Raw genomic sequence first — 14,933 nt, 5'->3', positions numbered from 1 at the left:
AACAGAATTCAGCCGAACGGCCGAAGGCCCGGAACCCGTCCGAGTGACGGAGTTACCGGGCCTTCAGCGTTAAAGACCGCCCGAGAACCGCGCGCACCGCAGTGGGGGTGTCACCCTTTCCGGCGCCGGAAAGGGTGACACCCCCACTGGTACGGCTGTTACTCGCTGTCGGACTTGCAGGCCGCCTTGGGCGTGTCCGGCGGCGGTTCGGGCTTCTCGAGCAGCGCGTCGAACTTCTGGCCCATGACGAAGTCGACCTCCGGGCCGGGCCGGCGGTCCTTCACGAGCACCATGCCGGGCTGCCAGGAGCGCAGCGCACGGATGATGTTGGTCGTCTCGGCGGCCGCGCCGTAGCGGACCTCGCCGGTGCCGCGGATCTTCCGGCCGATCGGGTCGTTGGCAACCTCGCCGATCTGGAAGCCCTTTTCCTCCAGCTGGGTCTTGATCGTCGCGGCGAGACCGCCGAGGCCCGTGCCGTTGTAGACGTTGACGGTGACCGGGTCCGGGCGCGGGGCGACGTACTCGCCGCGCTCGCACTTGGTCCGCCAGTCGCCGTTGGGGTTCACGCCGAAGGTCCAGGCCCCGATGCCGAGCACGGTGCAGCTCGCGAGCACGATCGACACGTTCCGCACGCGTTTGCGGGTGTTGACCGGCCGGAACCGCGGAACACTGCTGCTCCCCGGCGGTCGAAACACGTTCACGGTTCTCCCCTGACCTGATGTCCCCGAGCGAGGGTGGAACCCGCCCCCGCGGTATTGATCATCCGGCCCGGACGGGCGGGCTGACCAGCTCCTTGGCCCAGGCTAGGTCAACCGTTGCCCCCACATCGGGGAGTCATGAAATCGAGATCACCCGAACGGAGCGACGGAGTTTCAGTCGTCGCCGAGTTCGAGGATTCGGGCGTGGACGACGGTGCGCTGCCGCAGTGCCGCGCGAACCGCGCGGTGCAGCCCGTCCTCCAGGTAGAGCTCGCCGCGCCATTCCACGACGTGGGCGAACAGATCGCCGTAGAACGTCGAGTCCTCGGAGAGCAGGGTGGCCAGGTCGAGCTGACTCTTGGTGGTGATCAGCTGGTCGAGACGCACGGCACGCGGGGGGACGACTGACCACGCCCGCTGGCTGGTGCCGTGGTCGGGATAGGGACGACCCTCACCGACGCGCTTGAAAATCACGCGCCTGACCCTATACGCGCTCCCCGTGCGGTTCATGGGAACCGTTGGCCGGAGCGGTGGCCGTGGCCTCGCCGCAGGCCTGGGGCAGGCCGGGGATCTCGACGGTGCCGTCGATCCGGAGCAGTGCGGCCTTCGCGATCTCGGTCATGGTCTCGAGCTGATCCGGGGTCAGGGCGTCGAGGAACAGCCGGCGGACGGCGGCGACGTGGGGTGGGGCGGCCGCCTCGATCGCCCGGCGACCGGCGGCCGTGACGCCGACGATCTGGCCGCGGCCGTCCTCGGCGCACTCGGTCCGCTCGATCAGGCCGCGCTTCTCCATCCGGGCGAGCTGGTGGGACAGGCGGCTCTTCTCCCACTGCAGCGCCTCGGCGAGGGAGAAGGCGCGGGTGCGCCCGGCGCAGGTGTCGGTCAGCGCGACGAGGACGGAGAAGTCGGCCATCGAGAGCTCGGAGTTGGCGGCCATCTCGCGGGCCAGCTGGGCGTTCAGCCGGGTCCACATCGCGATCATCGCGCGCCAGGCCACCTGCTCACGGTCGGTGAGCCAGTGGGTCTCGTCGGCAGTGGGCTGCGTCACGGAATCATTCTGCCACGGCGGTAGTTGACATGTCATCGACCTACTCCTTAGAGTCGTTGATACATCAACCACTTCGCCCGACAGGAGCTTCCCATGACCACCACCGTTTCTCAGCTGACCGGCGACTACACCCTCGACACCACGCACACGCGCCTCGGCTTCGTGGCCCGGCACGCGATGGTGACCAAGGTCCGCGGCGCCTTCACCGAGTTCACCGGCACCGCCCACCTGGACGCCGAGGACCCGACCCGCAGCTCCGCCTCGCTGACGATCCAGGTGGCCAGCGTCGACACCGGCAACGACCAGCGCGACGAGCACCTGCGCACCAACGACTTCTTCGACGCCGCGACCTACCCGGAGATCACCTTCGTCTCCACCTCGGCCGAGTCGCTCGGCGACGACCAGTACCGCCTGATCGGCGACCTCACCATCAAGGGCGTCACCAAGCAGGTCGCGGTGGACTTCGAGTACACCGGCCTGGCTGTCGACCCGTGGGGCAACACCCGCGTCGGCTTCGAGGGCAAGGCCGTCATCAACCGCAAGGACTGGGGCGTCAACTTCAACGCCGCGCTCGAGGCCGGCGGTGTCCTGGTCTCCGAGAAGATCACGCTCGAGTTCGACGTCTCCGCCGTCAAGAACGCCTGAGCGCACGACACGACCAGCAGGTCCCGAACGTACGAGGGAGGATGAGCTCCATGAGCACGCTGCTGCAGCCGAAGCTCGAGGTCCGGCGCGCGGAGGACCGCGCGAAGACCGACATCGGCTGGCTGGACTCGAAGCACTCCTTCTCTTTCGGCCACCACTGGGACCCGACCAACGTCCACCACGGCCTGCTGCTGGTGAACAACGACGACATCGTGACGCCGGGGATGGGGTTCGAGACGCATCCCCACCGGGACATGGAGATCGTCACCTGGGTCCTGACCGGGTCGCTGGTCCACCAGGACTCGACCGGCCACTCCGGGGTCATCTACCCCGGGCTGGCGCAGCGGATGAGTGCGGGAACCGGAATCCTGCACTCGGAGAAGAACGACTCGTGGCGCCTGGGCGGCGAGCAGCACGACGAGCCGGTCCACTTCGTCCAGATGTGGGTCGTGCCCGACGAGAACGGCGTGGAACCGGGGTACGAACAGCTCGAGATCGACGGTGAGCTGCTCTCCGGCGGACTGATCCCGGTGGCGTCCGGCATGCCGCAGCACGCCGACGCGGCCGCGATCCGGATCCGCAACCGCTACGCCGCGCTGCATGCCGCCCGGCTCGCGCCCGGGCAGAGCGTGACGCTGCCCGAGGCCCCGTACCTGCACCTGTTCGTGCCCCGCGGCTCGGTCGAGCTCGAGGGCGCCGGGGTGCTCGCGCCGGGCGACGCCGTCCGGTTCACCGCCACCGGTGGACAGCGCGTCACCGCGGGGACGGAGCCGGCCGAGATCCTCGTCTGGGAGATGCACGCCACGCTGGCGAGCTGATCTCCGGGCACGATCCCGCTACCACGCAACAGTTCTGACGACACGTCATGTATGAGACGTCGATGCTGGGGGACCGCCATGTCTGCAACACCGACCGTGACGCGTGCGCCCCTGCCGGACCGGCAGGCGGACACGCAGGCTCGCCTGCACCCACTGCTCGCCGGGCGATGGAGCCCGCGCGGGTTCGATCCCGCGCACGAGGTCTCCGACGGCGACCTGCACGCGCTGCTGGAGGCCGCCCGCTGGGCGCCGTCGGCCGCGAACGCCCAGCCGTGGCGCTTCCTGGTGGGCCGCCGGGGCGAGCAGACCTTCGACGCGATCGTCGAGCTGCTCAATCCCGGTAACCAGGCCTGGGCCCCGCGGGCCTCGCTGTTGATCGTGGCGGTCGCCGACACCGCACCGGCGAGCACGGCCCCGTGGGCCGTGTACGACACCGGGCAGGCCGTGGCCCACCTGTCGGTCCAGGCCGAGGAGCTTGGGCTGGCGGTGCATCAGATGGGCGGGTTCGACGCCGACGGCGTCGTGGCCCGCTTCGGGCTGGCGCCGGAGCTGCGCCCGATCTCGGTCGTGGCGATCGGGCAGCTCGACCCCGAGGCCGACCTCCCGGAGCCCTACGCGGCGCGGGAGCGCGCCCCGCGGGAGCGGCGGCCGCTGAGCGAGTTGCTGCTCGCCGGCTGAGCCGGGGCGCGCAGGAGCAGCGCCACCACCACCGCGCCGACGGAGAAGATCGCGCACGCCCACCAGAACGCGACGACGTAGGAGTGGGCCGCGGCGTCGGCGAGGGCGAACGGCGTCGACTCGCGGCCGGCGAGCCGGTCCTCGGCGGCGTCGGCCGCGATCGTCGACAGCAGCGCGATGCCGATCGACCCACCCACCTGCTGCATGGTGTTGACCAGGGCCGAGGCGACGCCGGCGTCCCGCGGGTGCACGCGGGACACGGCGCCCTGGATCGTCGGCGAGAAGATCAGGCCCAGGCCCATGCCCAGGACGAGGAAGCCGGGCAGCACCTCGGTCGCGTAGTCGCCGTGGGCGTCGATCGTCGTCCAGTCGCTCATCGCGAGCGCGGCGACCGCCATGCCGAGCGGGATCAGGACGCGCGCCCCCATCCGGGGCAGCAGCACCAGGTTGGTCAGCTGGGAGAAGACCACGATCATCGCGACCATCGGCAGGAACGCGCAGCCGGTGCGGATCGCCGAGTACCCCATGACCGTCTGCAGGTAGTAGGTCAGGAACAGGAACACGGCGAACATCCCCGAGCCCGTGATGAGCATCGCGAGGAACGCGCCGGCGCGGTCACGATCGGCCACGATCGACGGCGGCAGCAGGGGATGGCGGCCCTGGCGCGCGAACGTGCGCTGCAGCGCGACGAAGCTCGTCAACAGGGCGGAGGACGCGACCAGGGAGAAGACGGTGAGGTCGTCCGACCAGCCGTCGGTCTCCGCGCGGGAGAGCCCGAACACGAGCGCGAACAGACCGGTCGAGGCGGTCAGGGTGCCGATCAGGTCGAGCTTCGGCCGCGGCCCGCGCGGGATCCTCGGCAGCAGCAGGACCGCCCCGAGGAACGCGACGGCGGCGAAGGCGATGTTGACGTAGAGCGCCCAGCGCCAGGACGCGTAGGTCGTCAGGCTCCCGCCCAGCAGCAGTCCGACGGCCCCGCCGGTGCCGGCCAGAGCCCCGAAGATCGCGAAGGCCTTCGCCCGCTCGCGCGGGTCGGTGAACGTGGTGGTCAGCAGACTGAGGGCCGCCGGTGCGAGGAGGGCCGCGAAGACGCCCTGGCCGACGCGGGCGCTCACGAGCGTCGCGAAGTTCTGGGCGGCGCCCCCGATCGCCGACGCGGTCGCGAAGCCGACCAGGCCGAGCAGGAACGTCGCCCGCCGGCCGATCAGATCGCTGACCCGGCCGCCGAGAAGGAGCAGGCTGCCGAAGGCGAGGGCGTAGGCGGTGACGACCCACTGGCGGTCGGAGTCGGAGATGCCGAGCGCGGCCTGGGCCGACGGCAGGGCGACGTTCATGATCGTCGCGTCGAGCACGACCATCAGCTGCGCGATCCCCAGGACCGACATGACGAGCCACCGGCGCGACGGCGCCGGTGGCTCGGTCGGTGGTGCAGGTTCCTGCGGCGCGGACGCGGGCCGCGGGGTCGGGATCGTCACCTCACCATGGTGTCAGTGCGCCACCACCGGCTCGGCCCCTTCGGCCGCTTCCGGCAGACGGCCCGAGCGGAGCAGCAGGCCCACCAGCACCGCGCCGACGGCGAAGATCGCGGTCGCCCACCAGAAGGTCGTCACGTAGGACTCGACCATCGCGGACCGGGCGTCCTCACCCTTCGCCAGGTGCGAGGTGAGCGCGTCGCCGGCCACCGTGCCCAGCAGGGCCAGGCCCACCGAGCCACCGACCTGCTGCGCCGTGTTGACGATCGCGGAGGCGACGCCGGAGTCCCGCGTCTCGATGCCCGTGATCGCGGCCTGCATGGCCGGGGCGAAGATCAGGCCGATGCCCATGCCCATCACGATCAGGCCCGGCAGGACCTGCGTCGCGTAGTCGCCCTCGACGGTGATGACGGTGAAGTCGCTCATGCCGAGCGCGGCGACCGCCATGCCGAGCGTGACCAGGACCCGTGGGCCCATGCGGCGTAGCAGCACGATGTTCGCGATCTGCGCCATGGTGATCAGCGCGACCACCATCGGCAGGAAGGCGACGCCGGTGCGGATGGCCGAGAAGCCCAGAACCGCCTGCAGGTAGTACGTCAGGTACAGGAACACCGCGAACATCCCGGCGCCCGAGATCAGCACGGCGAGGTACGCGCCGGACCGGGTGCGGTCGGCGAGGACGCGCATCGGGAGCAGCGGGTCCGAGACTCGGGTCTGCAGGACCACGAAGAGCACGAGCAGTACGGCCGCGGCCGCGAGGGAGGAGATCGTGACGCCGTTGCTCCAGCCGTCGGTCTCGGCGTGCGAGAACCCGTAGACCAGCGCGAACAGGCCGGCGGAGATCGTCAGTGTGCCCGGCAGGTCGAGGCGCACCTGGCCGCTGCGCTGCATGCGGGGGAGCAGGACGGCGGTGCCGACGATCGCCACGGCCGCGAAGACCAGGTTGATGTACAGCGCCCAGCGCCACGAGGCGTAGGTGGTCAGGGCACCACCGAGCAGCAGCCCGATCGCGCCGCCGGTGCCGGCGAGGGCACCGAAGACGCCGAAGGCCTTGGCCCGTTCCTTCGGGTCGGTGAAGGTCGTCGTGAGCAGGCTCAGGCAGGCGGGCGCCAGCAGCGCGCCGAACACGCCCTGCAGCGCGCGGGCGGTCACGAGCACCTCGAAGTTCTGTGCCGCGCCGCCGAGCGCGGACGCGGCCGCGAAGCCGACCAGCCCGACGAGAAGCGTCGCGCGCCGGCCGAACAGGTCCGAGAGCCGGCCGCCGAGCGGCAGCAGGCTGCCGAACGCGAGCGCGTACGCGGTGACGACCCACTGCCGGTCGCTGTCGGAGAACGCGAGCGCGTTCTGCGCGGCCGGGAGCGCGACGTTCATGATCGTCGCGTCGAGGACGACCATCAGCTGCGCGATGCCGAGGACGCCGAGCACCAGCCAGCGGTGCCGGTGAGCCCGCGCGGCGGCGCTCTCCTGCTCGACCCCGTCGGCGGGTGCGACCTGGTGCGGGATCTCCGGGTGCGCCTGGCCCGGACGGGCGGCGTCGTCCGGCCGCGAGGCCGGAACCGTGGTGGCGGACATGGGCGGTGCCTCCGTGCTCTAACCGGAGGACTGTCCTCCGCTTGCCCTGAGACGGTAGCAACGAAGCGGAGGTTCCACCTCCGGTTATTTGATAACGTGAATCACATGACCGCCCCCGAGAAACCGCTGCGTGCGGACGCCGCGCGCAACCGGGAGCGGATCCTCGCCGCGGCCGAGGAGGTCTTCGCGGCGCGCGGTCTCGAGGCGACGCTCGACGACATTGCCGCGCACGCCGGGCTCGGGGTGGGGACCGTCTACCGCCGGTTCGAGAATCGCGAGGCGCTCGTCGACGCGCTCTTCGAGGAACGACTGCGGGACGTCGCCGCACTGGCGGCCCGGGCCCGCGAGGAGGCCGACTCCTGGCAGGGGCTCCGCCGGTTGCTGGAGAGCCTCGGTGAGGTGGTGGCGCGGGATCAGGGCCTGTTCGAGGTCCTGATCGGCCGACCCGGCGGCCGCGAGGAGGTGCGGGAGACGATGCTGCCGATCGTCACCGCCGTCTTCGAGCGGGCTCAGGCCGACGGGCACCTGCGCGCCGACGCCGCGCCGACCGACTTCCCGATGCTCCTGCGCATGCTCGGCGGCATCGCCGAGGCCAGTCGCGAGGTGCGCCCGGACGTGTGGCGCCGGTACCTCGAGTTGCTCCTCGACGGCCTCCGCGCCGAGCGATCGGATGTGACGTCGTTCACGGTTCCGCCGCTCGTTCCTGCGGAGATCGACAGCATCAACGAGGCCGGACGCACCTCCCGGCGCTGACCACTCTGGCCCGTAAGCCAAGATGGAGGGTCTTCCTGGGGAGGAAAACGCCATGGCGGAACAGCCTTTCGAGCTCACGTCCGGACCGGACGGCTGGACCGCCCATGTACGCGTCCGTGGTCACGCGGTGCTCCAGTTGCCCCTGCTGAACCGCGGTACGGCCTTCTCCGACGCCGAGCGCCGCGCCCTCGGGCTCACCGGTCTGCTGCCGCAGCGGTCGATCGACATCTCGAAGCAGGCGCGCCGGATCTACGCCCAGTACCTGCGGCAGCCGACCCCGCTGGACAAGCACGTCTTCCTCACGAACCTGCGCGACCGCAACGAGGTCCTGTTCTACCGCGTGCTCGCGGACAACCTCGACGAGATGCTCCCGATCGTCTACACCCCGACGATCGGTGAGGCGATCGAGCGGTTCAGCCACGAGTTCCGCCGTCCTCGCGGCCTCTACCTGTCGGTGAACAACATCGACGAGGTCCCGCAGGCGTTCGCGAACCTGAACCTCGATCCCGACGACGTCGACCTGATCGTCGCCACCGACGGCGAGGGCATCCTTGGCATCGGCGACTGGGGCGTCGGCGGCGCGCAGATCGCGGTCGGCAAGCTCGCGGTCTACACCGCGGCCGCCGGCATCCACCCGGCTCGCGTCGTGCCGGTGATGCTCGACGCCGGCACTGACAACCTCGAGCTCCTCAACGACGAGCTCTACCTCGGCAACCGGCACGCCCGCGTGCGCGACGAGCGTTACGACGCCCTGCTCGACGCCTTCGTCGACGCGGCCGGGCAGTACTTCCCGCACGCGATGCTGCACTGGGAGGACCTCGGGGCCTCCAACGCGCGGCGCGTGCTGAACAAGTACCGCGACACCTGCTGCACGTTCAACGACGACATGCAGGGCACGGCCGCGGTGGTCGTCGCGGCCGCCATCGCCGCCCTGCGTGAGTCCGGGACGCGGATGCGCGACCACACCGTCGTCATCCATGGCGCCGGCACCGCGGGCATCGGCATCGCGGACATGATGCGCGACATCATGATCGCCGAGGGTCTCTCGCCCGCGGAGGCGACCGCCCGCTTCTACGCGATCGGCAGCAAGGGCCTGATCTCGGACGACCAGGCCGCGCTGATCCGTGACTTCCAGGTCCCGTACGCCCGTCCCGCGGCCGAGGTCGCCGGCTGGGCGCCCGAGGGTCAGGTCGCCAAGCTCGCGGACGTCGTCCGCGAGGTGCACCCGACGATGCTGATCGGGACCTCGGCGCAGCCGGCCTCGTTCACCGAGTCGCTGGTCCGTGAGATGGCCGCGCACTGCGAACGTCCGGTGATCATGCCGCTGTCGAACCCCACCTCGAAGGTCGAGGCGCTGCCCTCGGACCTGCTCGAATGGACCGACGGGCGTGCGCTGATCGCGACCGGCAGCCCCTTCGCGCCGGTCGAGTACAAGGGCCGCCGGTACTCGATCGCGCAGGCGAACAACGCGCTGGTGTTCCCGGGCCTCGGCCTCGGCGTCGCCATCGCGCGGGCGAAGCGGGTCAGTGACGGCATGCTTCTCGCCGCCGCCGAGGCCGTCGCGAAGATCGCCGCCGGCACGGGCCCGGGTGCTCCGCTCCTGCCCCCCGTCGACTCCCTCCGCAAGGTCTCCGCCGCCGTCGCGATCGCCGTCGCCCAGGCCGCGGAGAAGGAGGGCCTCGCCCAGGCCGACCTCTCCGACCTCGTCCAGCTCGTCCACCAGAGTATGTGGCGGCCGGACTACCCCACGATCGTCGCGGTCTGACGATTCGTCAGCTCTCCTGCTCGCTCGGGAGAGTTCAGTCCGTCTCGGCGATCGCGGCGGAGAACTGCGCGTTGTAGAGCCGGGCGTAGGGGCCGTTCGCAGCGAGCAGGGACTTGTGGTTGCCCTGTTCCACGATCCGCCCGTCCTCCAGCACGAGGATGACGTCGGCGTCGCGAATCGTCGAGAGGCGGTGGGCGATGACGAAGCACGTCCGGCCCTGGGCGAGGGTCGAGGTCCCGCGCTGGATCAGCAGTTCGGTGCGGGTGTCGACGAAGCTCGTCGCCTCGTCGAGCACGAGGATCGGCGGGTCCGCGAGGAACGCGCGGGCGATCGTCACCAGTTGACGTTCCCCGGCGGAGAGGTCGGAGCCGGCGGCGTCCAGCACCGTGTCGTAGCCGTCGGGCAGCGTCCGGACCAGGTGGTCGACGTGCGTTGCCCTCGCCGCGGCGACGACCTCCGCGCGGCCGACGCCTGGCCGGCCGTAAGCAATGTTGTCCGCGACGGTCCCGCCGAAGAGCCAGGTGTCCTGCAGGACCATGCCGATGTCGGCGCGCACCTGGGGCCGCGGCATCGTCGCGACGTCGACGCCGTCGATCGTGATGCGGCCGGCGTCGAGGTCGTAGAACCGCAGCAGCAGGTTGACCAGGGTCGTCTTGCCCGCGCCCGTCGGGCCGACAATCGCGACCGTCGCGCCGGCCGGCACCGAGAGCGAGAGGTTCTCGATGAGCGGCCGGTCCGCCTCGTAGCGGAACGAGACGTTCTCGAACTCGACCGCCCCGCGGATCCGTCCCTCGCGGGGGACCGGCGCCGGCTCCGGGCTCTGTTCCTCGGCGTCGAGGAGGTCGAAGACGCGCTCCGCCGACGCGATGCCCGACTGCAGCAGGTTCGCCATCGACGCCGCCTGCGTGACCGGCATCGAGAACTGCCGCGTGTACTGGATGAACGCCTGCACCTCGCCGAGCGAGAGCGACCCGCTCGCCACGCGCAGGCCCCCGACGACCGCGACCACGACGTAGGTCAGGTTGCCGACCAGCTGCATCGTCGGGCCGATGATCCCGGAGATGAACTGGGCGCGGAACGAGCTGGCGTAGAGCTCGTCGTTGTGGCGGTCGAAGATCTCCGCCGACTCCGGGCCGCGGCCGAACGCGCGGACCAGCGCGTGCCCGGTGTACATCTCCTCGACGTGCGCGTTCAGGCGCCCGGTCGTCGACCACTGCTTCACGAACTGCGGCTGTGAGCGCTTGCCGATCGCCTTCGTGATGCGGATCGACAGCGGGACGCTGATCAGCACGATGACGGCGAGCAGCGGCGAGATCCAGAACATCATCGCGAGGACGCCGAGGATCGTGATCAGCGCGGTGAGCAACTGGCTCAACGACTGCTGCAGCGTCTGCGCGATGTTGTCGAGGTCGTTGGTGGTGCGGGAGAGGATCTCCCCGCGCGGGTGGGTGTCGAAGTACCGCAGCGGCAGGCGGTCGAGCTTGGCCTGCGCGTCCTGGCGGAGCCGGTAGACGAGGCGCTGGACGACCGTCGCCGCGAGCCGGCCCTGCACGAGGGAGAACATCGCGCCGAACGCGTACACCGCGAACGCGATCAGCAGCACGTGGCCGAGCCGGGTGAAGTCGACGCCCTCGCCCGGTGTGGCGTCCACGTTCCGCACGAGGTCGGCCAGCTCGCTGCGGCCGGACTGCTCCAGTTCGGCAATGACCTGATCGTTCGTCAGATTGGGCGGCAGGTCACGGGTGACGACGCCGCCGACGATGACGTCCGTCGCCTTCCCGAGCAGGTAGGGGCCGAGGACGCTGAGCGTGACCGACAGCAGGCCGCACAGAACGGCGATCACGACCAGCAGCCGCTCGGGCCGCATCAGCCGCAGCAGACGCAGCGAGGACGCCTTGAAGTGCAGCGACTTCTCGGTCGGCATCGCGAGGAGCATCGCCGTCGCCTGTGGACCGCCGCCGACGGGCCGGGCGCCGGGCGGGGCCGGACCGCGGGCCGGGGCGGTCATCGGGCCGCCTCCGCCGCCGAGAGCTGAGAGAGCACGATCTCCTGGTAGGTCGGGTTCGACGCCATCAGCTCGTCGTGCGTACCGGTGCCGACGACGCGGCCGCCGTCGAGGACGACGATGGAGTCGGCTTTCCGGATCGTGCCGACCCGCTGGGCGACGATGAGCACCGTTGCGCCGGCGGTCCACGGGACCAGCGCGGCCCGCAGGGCGGCGTCGGTGCTGTTGTCGAGCGCGGAGAAGGCGTCGTCGAAGACGTAGAGGTCCGGCCGGGCGATCAGGGCGCGAGCGATCGCGAGGCGCTGGCGCTGGCCGCCGGACACGTTGGACCCGCCCTGCGCGATGGGGGAGTGCAGTCCCTCGGGCATCGCGCGGACGAACTCCGCGGCCTGTGCGACCTCGAGCGCTGCCCACATCTCGTCCTCGGTCGCACCGGGGCGGCCGAACTCAAGGTTGGTGGCGATCGTCCCCGAGAACAGGTACGGCCGCTGGGGCACGTACCCGATCGCGCGGGCCAGTGCCGCGGGGTCGAGCTGGCGGGCGTCCACGCCGCCGACACGGACGACGCCGGCGCTCGGGTCGATCAGGCGCGGGATCAGTGAGCACAACGTCGTCTTGCCGGATCCCGTGCCGCCGACGATCGCGGTGACGCTGCCGCGAGTCACCGTCAGATCCACGCCCCGCAGCACCGGGTCCTCCGCGCCGGGGAAGCGGAACTCGACGTCGCGCAGCTCGAGCGTGCCGGGAGTGGGCATCTCGGTGACGCCGTCGACCGGCGGGGCAACGGTGGGTTCGGTGTCGAGCACGTCGGTGATGCGTTCCGCGCAGACCTCGGCGCGTGGCATCTGCGAGAGCGTGAACGTGGCCATCATGACCGCGAACATGATCTGCATCAGGTAGGACAGGAACGCGGTCAGGGCGCCGAGCTGCATGCCGCCGTCGTCGATGCGGTGGCCGCCGAACCACAGGACGCCGACGCTGGCGGCGTTCACGACGAACAGCACGGTCGGGAACATCAGCGCGAACAGCCGGCCGCTCGAGAGCGCGACGTCGCGGAGGTCGGCGTTCGCGCGGGTGAAGCGCGCCGTCTCGTGCTCCTCGCGCACGAAGGCGCGGATGACGCGGACGCCCGTGATCTGCTCCCGCAGGATCCGGCTCACCTCGTCGATGCCGGACTGCATCTCGCGGAACAGCGGGTGCATCGCCCGGATCAGCAACGTGACCGCGACGACCAGGGCCGGCAGGACGATCAGGAAGACCGCGGACAACGGCACGTCCTGGTGCAGCGCGAGCGCGATGCCGCCGACGGCGGAGACCGGCGCCGGGACCGCCATCGTGAACGTGACCTGCAGGAAGCCCTGGACCTGTTGAGCGTCGTTCGTGGTCCGCGTGATCAACGACGGGGCGCCGAAGCGCGCGAGCTCCTCGCCGGAGAAGGACTGGACGCGATGGAACACGGCGGCGCGCAGGTCACGCCCGACCGCCATCGACACCTTCGCCCCGACGAACACGGCCGCGATCGCGGCCGCCACCTGCAGCGCGGTGAACACGAGCATGACGGCGCCGACCCGCAGGATGTGGCCGGTGTCGCCGCGGACGATGCCGTTGTCGATGAGGTCCGCGTTCAGCGTCGGCAGGTACAGCGCGGCCAGGGTCGACGCGAGCTGGAGAACGACCACCGCGAGGAGGAGCCGGCGGTAGGGGCGCAGGTGCTCCCGCAGCAGGGGGATCAGCACACGCGGCCCCGGGAGTCTTCGAAGCGCACCGCGACAGTCTGCCTTCCTCCCCCGACGGCCGCCCAGTGGGTTTCCCCGCCCGGGTGGCTCAGGCGATCGAGGGCGGCTCGGCGGCGGCGATCAGCGGCTCGCCGTCGTGCTCGGTGACGCGCAGGGGCAGGTTGCGCTCGGGGTCGATGACGTCGGCGGTGAGGACCGCGAGCGCGGCGACGTGGCCGGCGCCCGGGGCGAGGTCGGCGAGCTGGACGTCCTTGGGGTCCGGGCCGTCGGCCCAGTCGAGGAGCGCGGGCTCCTCCTCGGGGCCGGTGATCCGCACGTCGTCCGGCGGGACCGTGAGCCCGTGACCGGTTGCCTTGAGCAGCGCCTCGGTGCGGGCCCAGCCCAGCGCGGCGGGGTGCGGGCGGTCGTCGGTCATGACGACGACGTCCAGCCCGACCGGGACGCGAGCGATCGCGACGCCGACGCGCGCGCCCGCGTAGGCCAGCGAGTAGTGGTACAGCGGGTCGTCGAGGGTGTGGAAACCGGGCTTGCCGTGCCCCTCCGCGCCGCAGGTCCGGCAGGTCGCGCGCAACAGCAGGTCGTCGGTGTAGGCGTAGAGGTAGGCCGCGAGCACGAGCCGGGTCAGGATGTGCGCGGACGCGAACCGGTCGCGGTCGCCGGCCCGCGGCAGGGCCGCCAGCCGCGTCGACTCGATGGGGTCGAGCAGCGTCAACAGACCCGCCGACCGGGGGCGGGCGTGCGCCCACCAGACGGCGACCTCACCCTCGGGGAGGTGGAGGGGCTCCGGAGAGGTCACGGCACCCGAGCGTAGGCCTCCCGCCCGCCACAAGGGGTGACACCCTTTCTGGCGCCAGAAAGGGGTGTCACCCCTCCTGGGCGGCGTGATCGAGGGCGAACATCTCGCCGGCGGTGACGAACTCGTAGCCGAGCTCCTTGGCCCCGGCGAGGATGCCCGGGATCGCGGCCATGCCGACCTTGCGCCTGGCCAGGCCGGCGTCGTGGGCCAGGACGACCGTGCCGGGCCGCAGGTGCTCGAGGACGTAGGCGGTGTTGCCCGCACTGTCGAGCTCGCTCTCCAGCAGGCGCATGTCCCACAGGACGACCTTCTGGCCGCTCTGGGCGGCGTACTGCAACAGGTTGCCGTTGATGCGGCCCCAGGGCGGGCGGATCACCGCCGTGGGCGCGCCGGTGAGCTCCGCGACGAGATCGTCGGTGCGTTCCAGCTCGCGACGGCAGCCGTCGTACTCGCGCATGCTCAGGTCGGTGTGCCCCCAGGTGTGGTTGGCGATCTCGTGGCCCTCGTCGTGCTGGCGGCGGATCAGGTCGGGGAACCGGGCGGCGTTGCGGCCGACGACCGCGAAGGTGGCGCGCACGTCGGCGGCGCGCAGGTCGTCGAGCAGACGCGCGGTGTGCTCGGCGCCGGGGCCGTCGTCGAACGTCAGCGCGACGACCTTGCGCTCCGTCCGCGCCCGCCACATCACGCTGATGCTGGTCGCGCTGGAGAGCTGCGCGACCGTCGCGCCGTCGCCGCGCCGGCGCGCGGACGAGACCTCGTGGTAGCGCTCGGCGCCGACGGCGGTGCCGACCAGCGCGCCCGCGCCCACGGTTCCGGCCACGCCGACACCCGCCATGCGCAGGAAGGATCGACGGGACGCCTCGGCAGGGGTGTCCACGGGGTCCATGGTGGGACATGAATCGTCGCCGGGCGACCCGGACCCGCGGAATCGATCTTTCGGCCGAGGA

14 protein-coding genes are annotated in these 14,933 nt (G+C 71.2%); 5 read left to right on the top strand and 9 right to left on the bottom strand.

Annotated elements, in window-relative coordinates:
- Positions 1 to 158: 158 nt before the first annotated feature.
- The 3 genes from ABD401_RS21260 to ABD401_RS21250 all read right to left on the bottom strand — a co-directional run bounded on the left by ABD401_RS21260 (position 159) and on the right by ABD401_RS21250 (position 1,746).
- Positions 159 to 701, bottom strand: a complete 543-nt coding sequence (locus tag ABD401_RS21260; RefSeq protein ID WP_344608517.1) for a LytR C-terminal domain-containing protein — start codon at positions 699 to 701, stop codon at positions 159 to 161.
- 171 nt (positions 702 to 872) lie between these two features.
- Positions 873 to 1,172, bottom strand: a complete 300-nt coding sequence (locus tag ABD401_RS21255; protein WP_344608515.1) for a type II toxin-antitoxin system VapB family antitoxin — start codon at positions 1,170 to 1,172, stop codon at positions 873 to 875.
- Positions 1,173 to 1,182: 10 nt separating this feature from the next.
- Complete coding sequence (locus ABD401_RS21250) at positions 1,183 to 1,746, bottom strand: MarR family winged helix-turn-helix transcriptional regulator (RefSeq protein WP_344608513.1); 564 nt, start codon at positions 1,744 to 1,746, stop codon at positions 1,183 to 1,185.
- Positions 1,747 to 1,839: 93 nt separating this feature from the next.
- On the opposite strand from ABD401_RS21250, the gene ABD401_RS21245 reads away from it, so the two are divergent.
- From ABD401_RS21245 to ABD401_RS21235, 3 genes are all read left to right on the top strand, one after another.
- The gene (locus ABD401_RS21245; protein ID WP_344608511.1) at positions 1,840 to 2,391 is read left to right on the top strand and encodes a YceI family protein; all 552 of its coding nucleotides are present in this window, start codon (positions 1,840 to 1,842) and stop codon (positions 2,389 to 2,391) included.
- Positions 2,392 to 2,441: 50 nt separating this feature from the next.
- The gene (locus ABD401_RS21240) at positions 2,442 to 3,209 is read left to right on the top strand and encodes a pirin family protein (RefSeq protein ID WP_425566218.1); all 768 of its coding nucleotides are present in this window, start codon (positions 2,442 to 2,444) and stop codon (positions 3,207 to 3,209) included.
- Positions 3,210 to 3,287: 78 nt separating this feature from the next.
- Positions 3,288 to 3,887, top strand: a complete 600-nt coding sequence (locus ABD401_RS21235; RefSeq protein ID WP_344608507.1) for a nitroreductase family protein — start codon at positions 3,288 to 3,290, stop codon at positions 3,885 to 3,887.
- Here the strand turns inward: ABD401_RS21235 and ABD401_RS21230 are convergent.
- The gene (locus tag ABD401_RS21230; RefSeq protein ID WP_344608506.1) at positions 3,821 to 5,362 is read right to left on the bottom strand and encodes an MFS transporter; all 1,542 of its coding nucleotides are present in this window, start codon (positions 5,360 to 5,362) and stop codon (positions 3,821 to 3,823) included. The two genes, ABD401_RS21235 and ABD401_RS21230, sit on opposite strands and share 67 nt — an antisense overlap.
- Before the next feature lie 12 nt (positions 5,363 to 5,374).
- Positions 5,375 to 6,931, bottom strand: coding sequence for an MFS transporter (locus ABD401_RS21225; protein ID WP_344608504.1), 1,557 nt, complete (start codon positions 6,929 to 6,931; stop codon positions 5,375 to 5,377).
- Between the two features lie 105 nt (positions 6,932 to 7,036).
- Here ABD401_RS21225 and ABD401_RS21220 point away from each other — a divergent pair, with 105 nt between their 5' ends.
- Positions 7,037 to 7,684 carry a TetR/AcrR family transcriptional regulator gene (locus tag ABD401_RS21220; protein ID WP_344608502.1) on the top strand — a complete coding sequence of 216 codons (648 nt, stop codon included), beginning with the start codon at positions 7,037 to 7,039 and terminating at the stop codon, positions 7,682 to 7,684.
- A 52-nt stretch (positions 7,685 to 7,736) separates the two neighbouring features.
- Complete coding sequence (locus ABD401_RS21215; protein ID WP_344608500.1) at positions 7,737 to 9,449, top strand: NAD-dependent malic enzyme; 1,713 nt, start codon at positions 7,737 to 7,739, stop codon at positions 9,447 to 9,449.
- Between the two features lie 34 nt (positions 9,450 to 9,483).
- On the opposite strand, the gene ABD401_RS21210 is transcribed toward ABD401_RS21215, so the two are convergent.
- The 4 genes from ABD401_RS21210 to ABD401_RS21195 all read right to left on the bottom strand — a co-directional run bounded on the left by ABD401_RS21210 (position 9,484) and on the right by ABD401_RS21195 (position 14,863).
- Positions 9,484 to 11,457 (bottom strand): ABC transporter ATP-binding protein, encoded by a 1,974-nt coding sequence (locus ABD401_RS21210; protein WP_344608498.1) that lies wholly within the window; start codon positions 11,455 to 11,457, stop codon positions 9,484 to 9,486.
- Positions 11,454 to 13,190: an ABC transporter ATP-binding protein gene (locus tag ABD401_RS21205; RefSeq protein WP_344608496.1), complete on the bottom strand. Its 1,737-nt coding sequence runs from the start codon at positions 13,188 to 13,190 to the stop codon at positions 11,454 to 11,456. Before ABD401_RS21205 ends, ABD401_RS21210 begins: the two co-directional genes overlap by 4 nt.
- Positions 13,191 to 13,278: 88 nt before the next feature.
- Positions 13,279 to 13,986, bottom strand: coding sequence for a 4-phosphopantetheinyl transferase (locus tag ABD401_RS21200; RefSeq protein WP_344608494.1), 708 nt, complete (start codon positions 13,984 to 13,986; stop codon positions 13,279 to 13,281).
- 67 nt (positions 13,987 to 14,053) lie between these two features.
- On the bottom strand, positions 14,054 to 14,863 hold the full coding sequence (locus ABD401_RS21195; RefSeq protein ID WP_344608492.1) for a polysaccharide deacetylase family protein: 810 nt from the start codon (positions 14,861 to 14,863) through the stop codon (positions 14,054 to 14,056).
- Positions 14,864 to 14,933: the final 70 nt, after the last annotated feature.

The organism is Sporichthya brevicatena (assembly GCF_039525035.1).
In the GTDB taxonomy this organism is placed as follows: Bacteria; Actinomycetota; Actinomycetes; order Sporichthyales; family Sporichthyaceae; genus Sporichthya; species Sporichthya brevicatena.
This window is presented reverse-complemented; position numbering and strand designations above follow the sequence as displayed.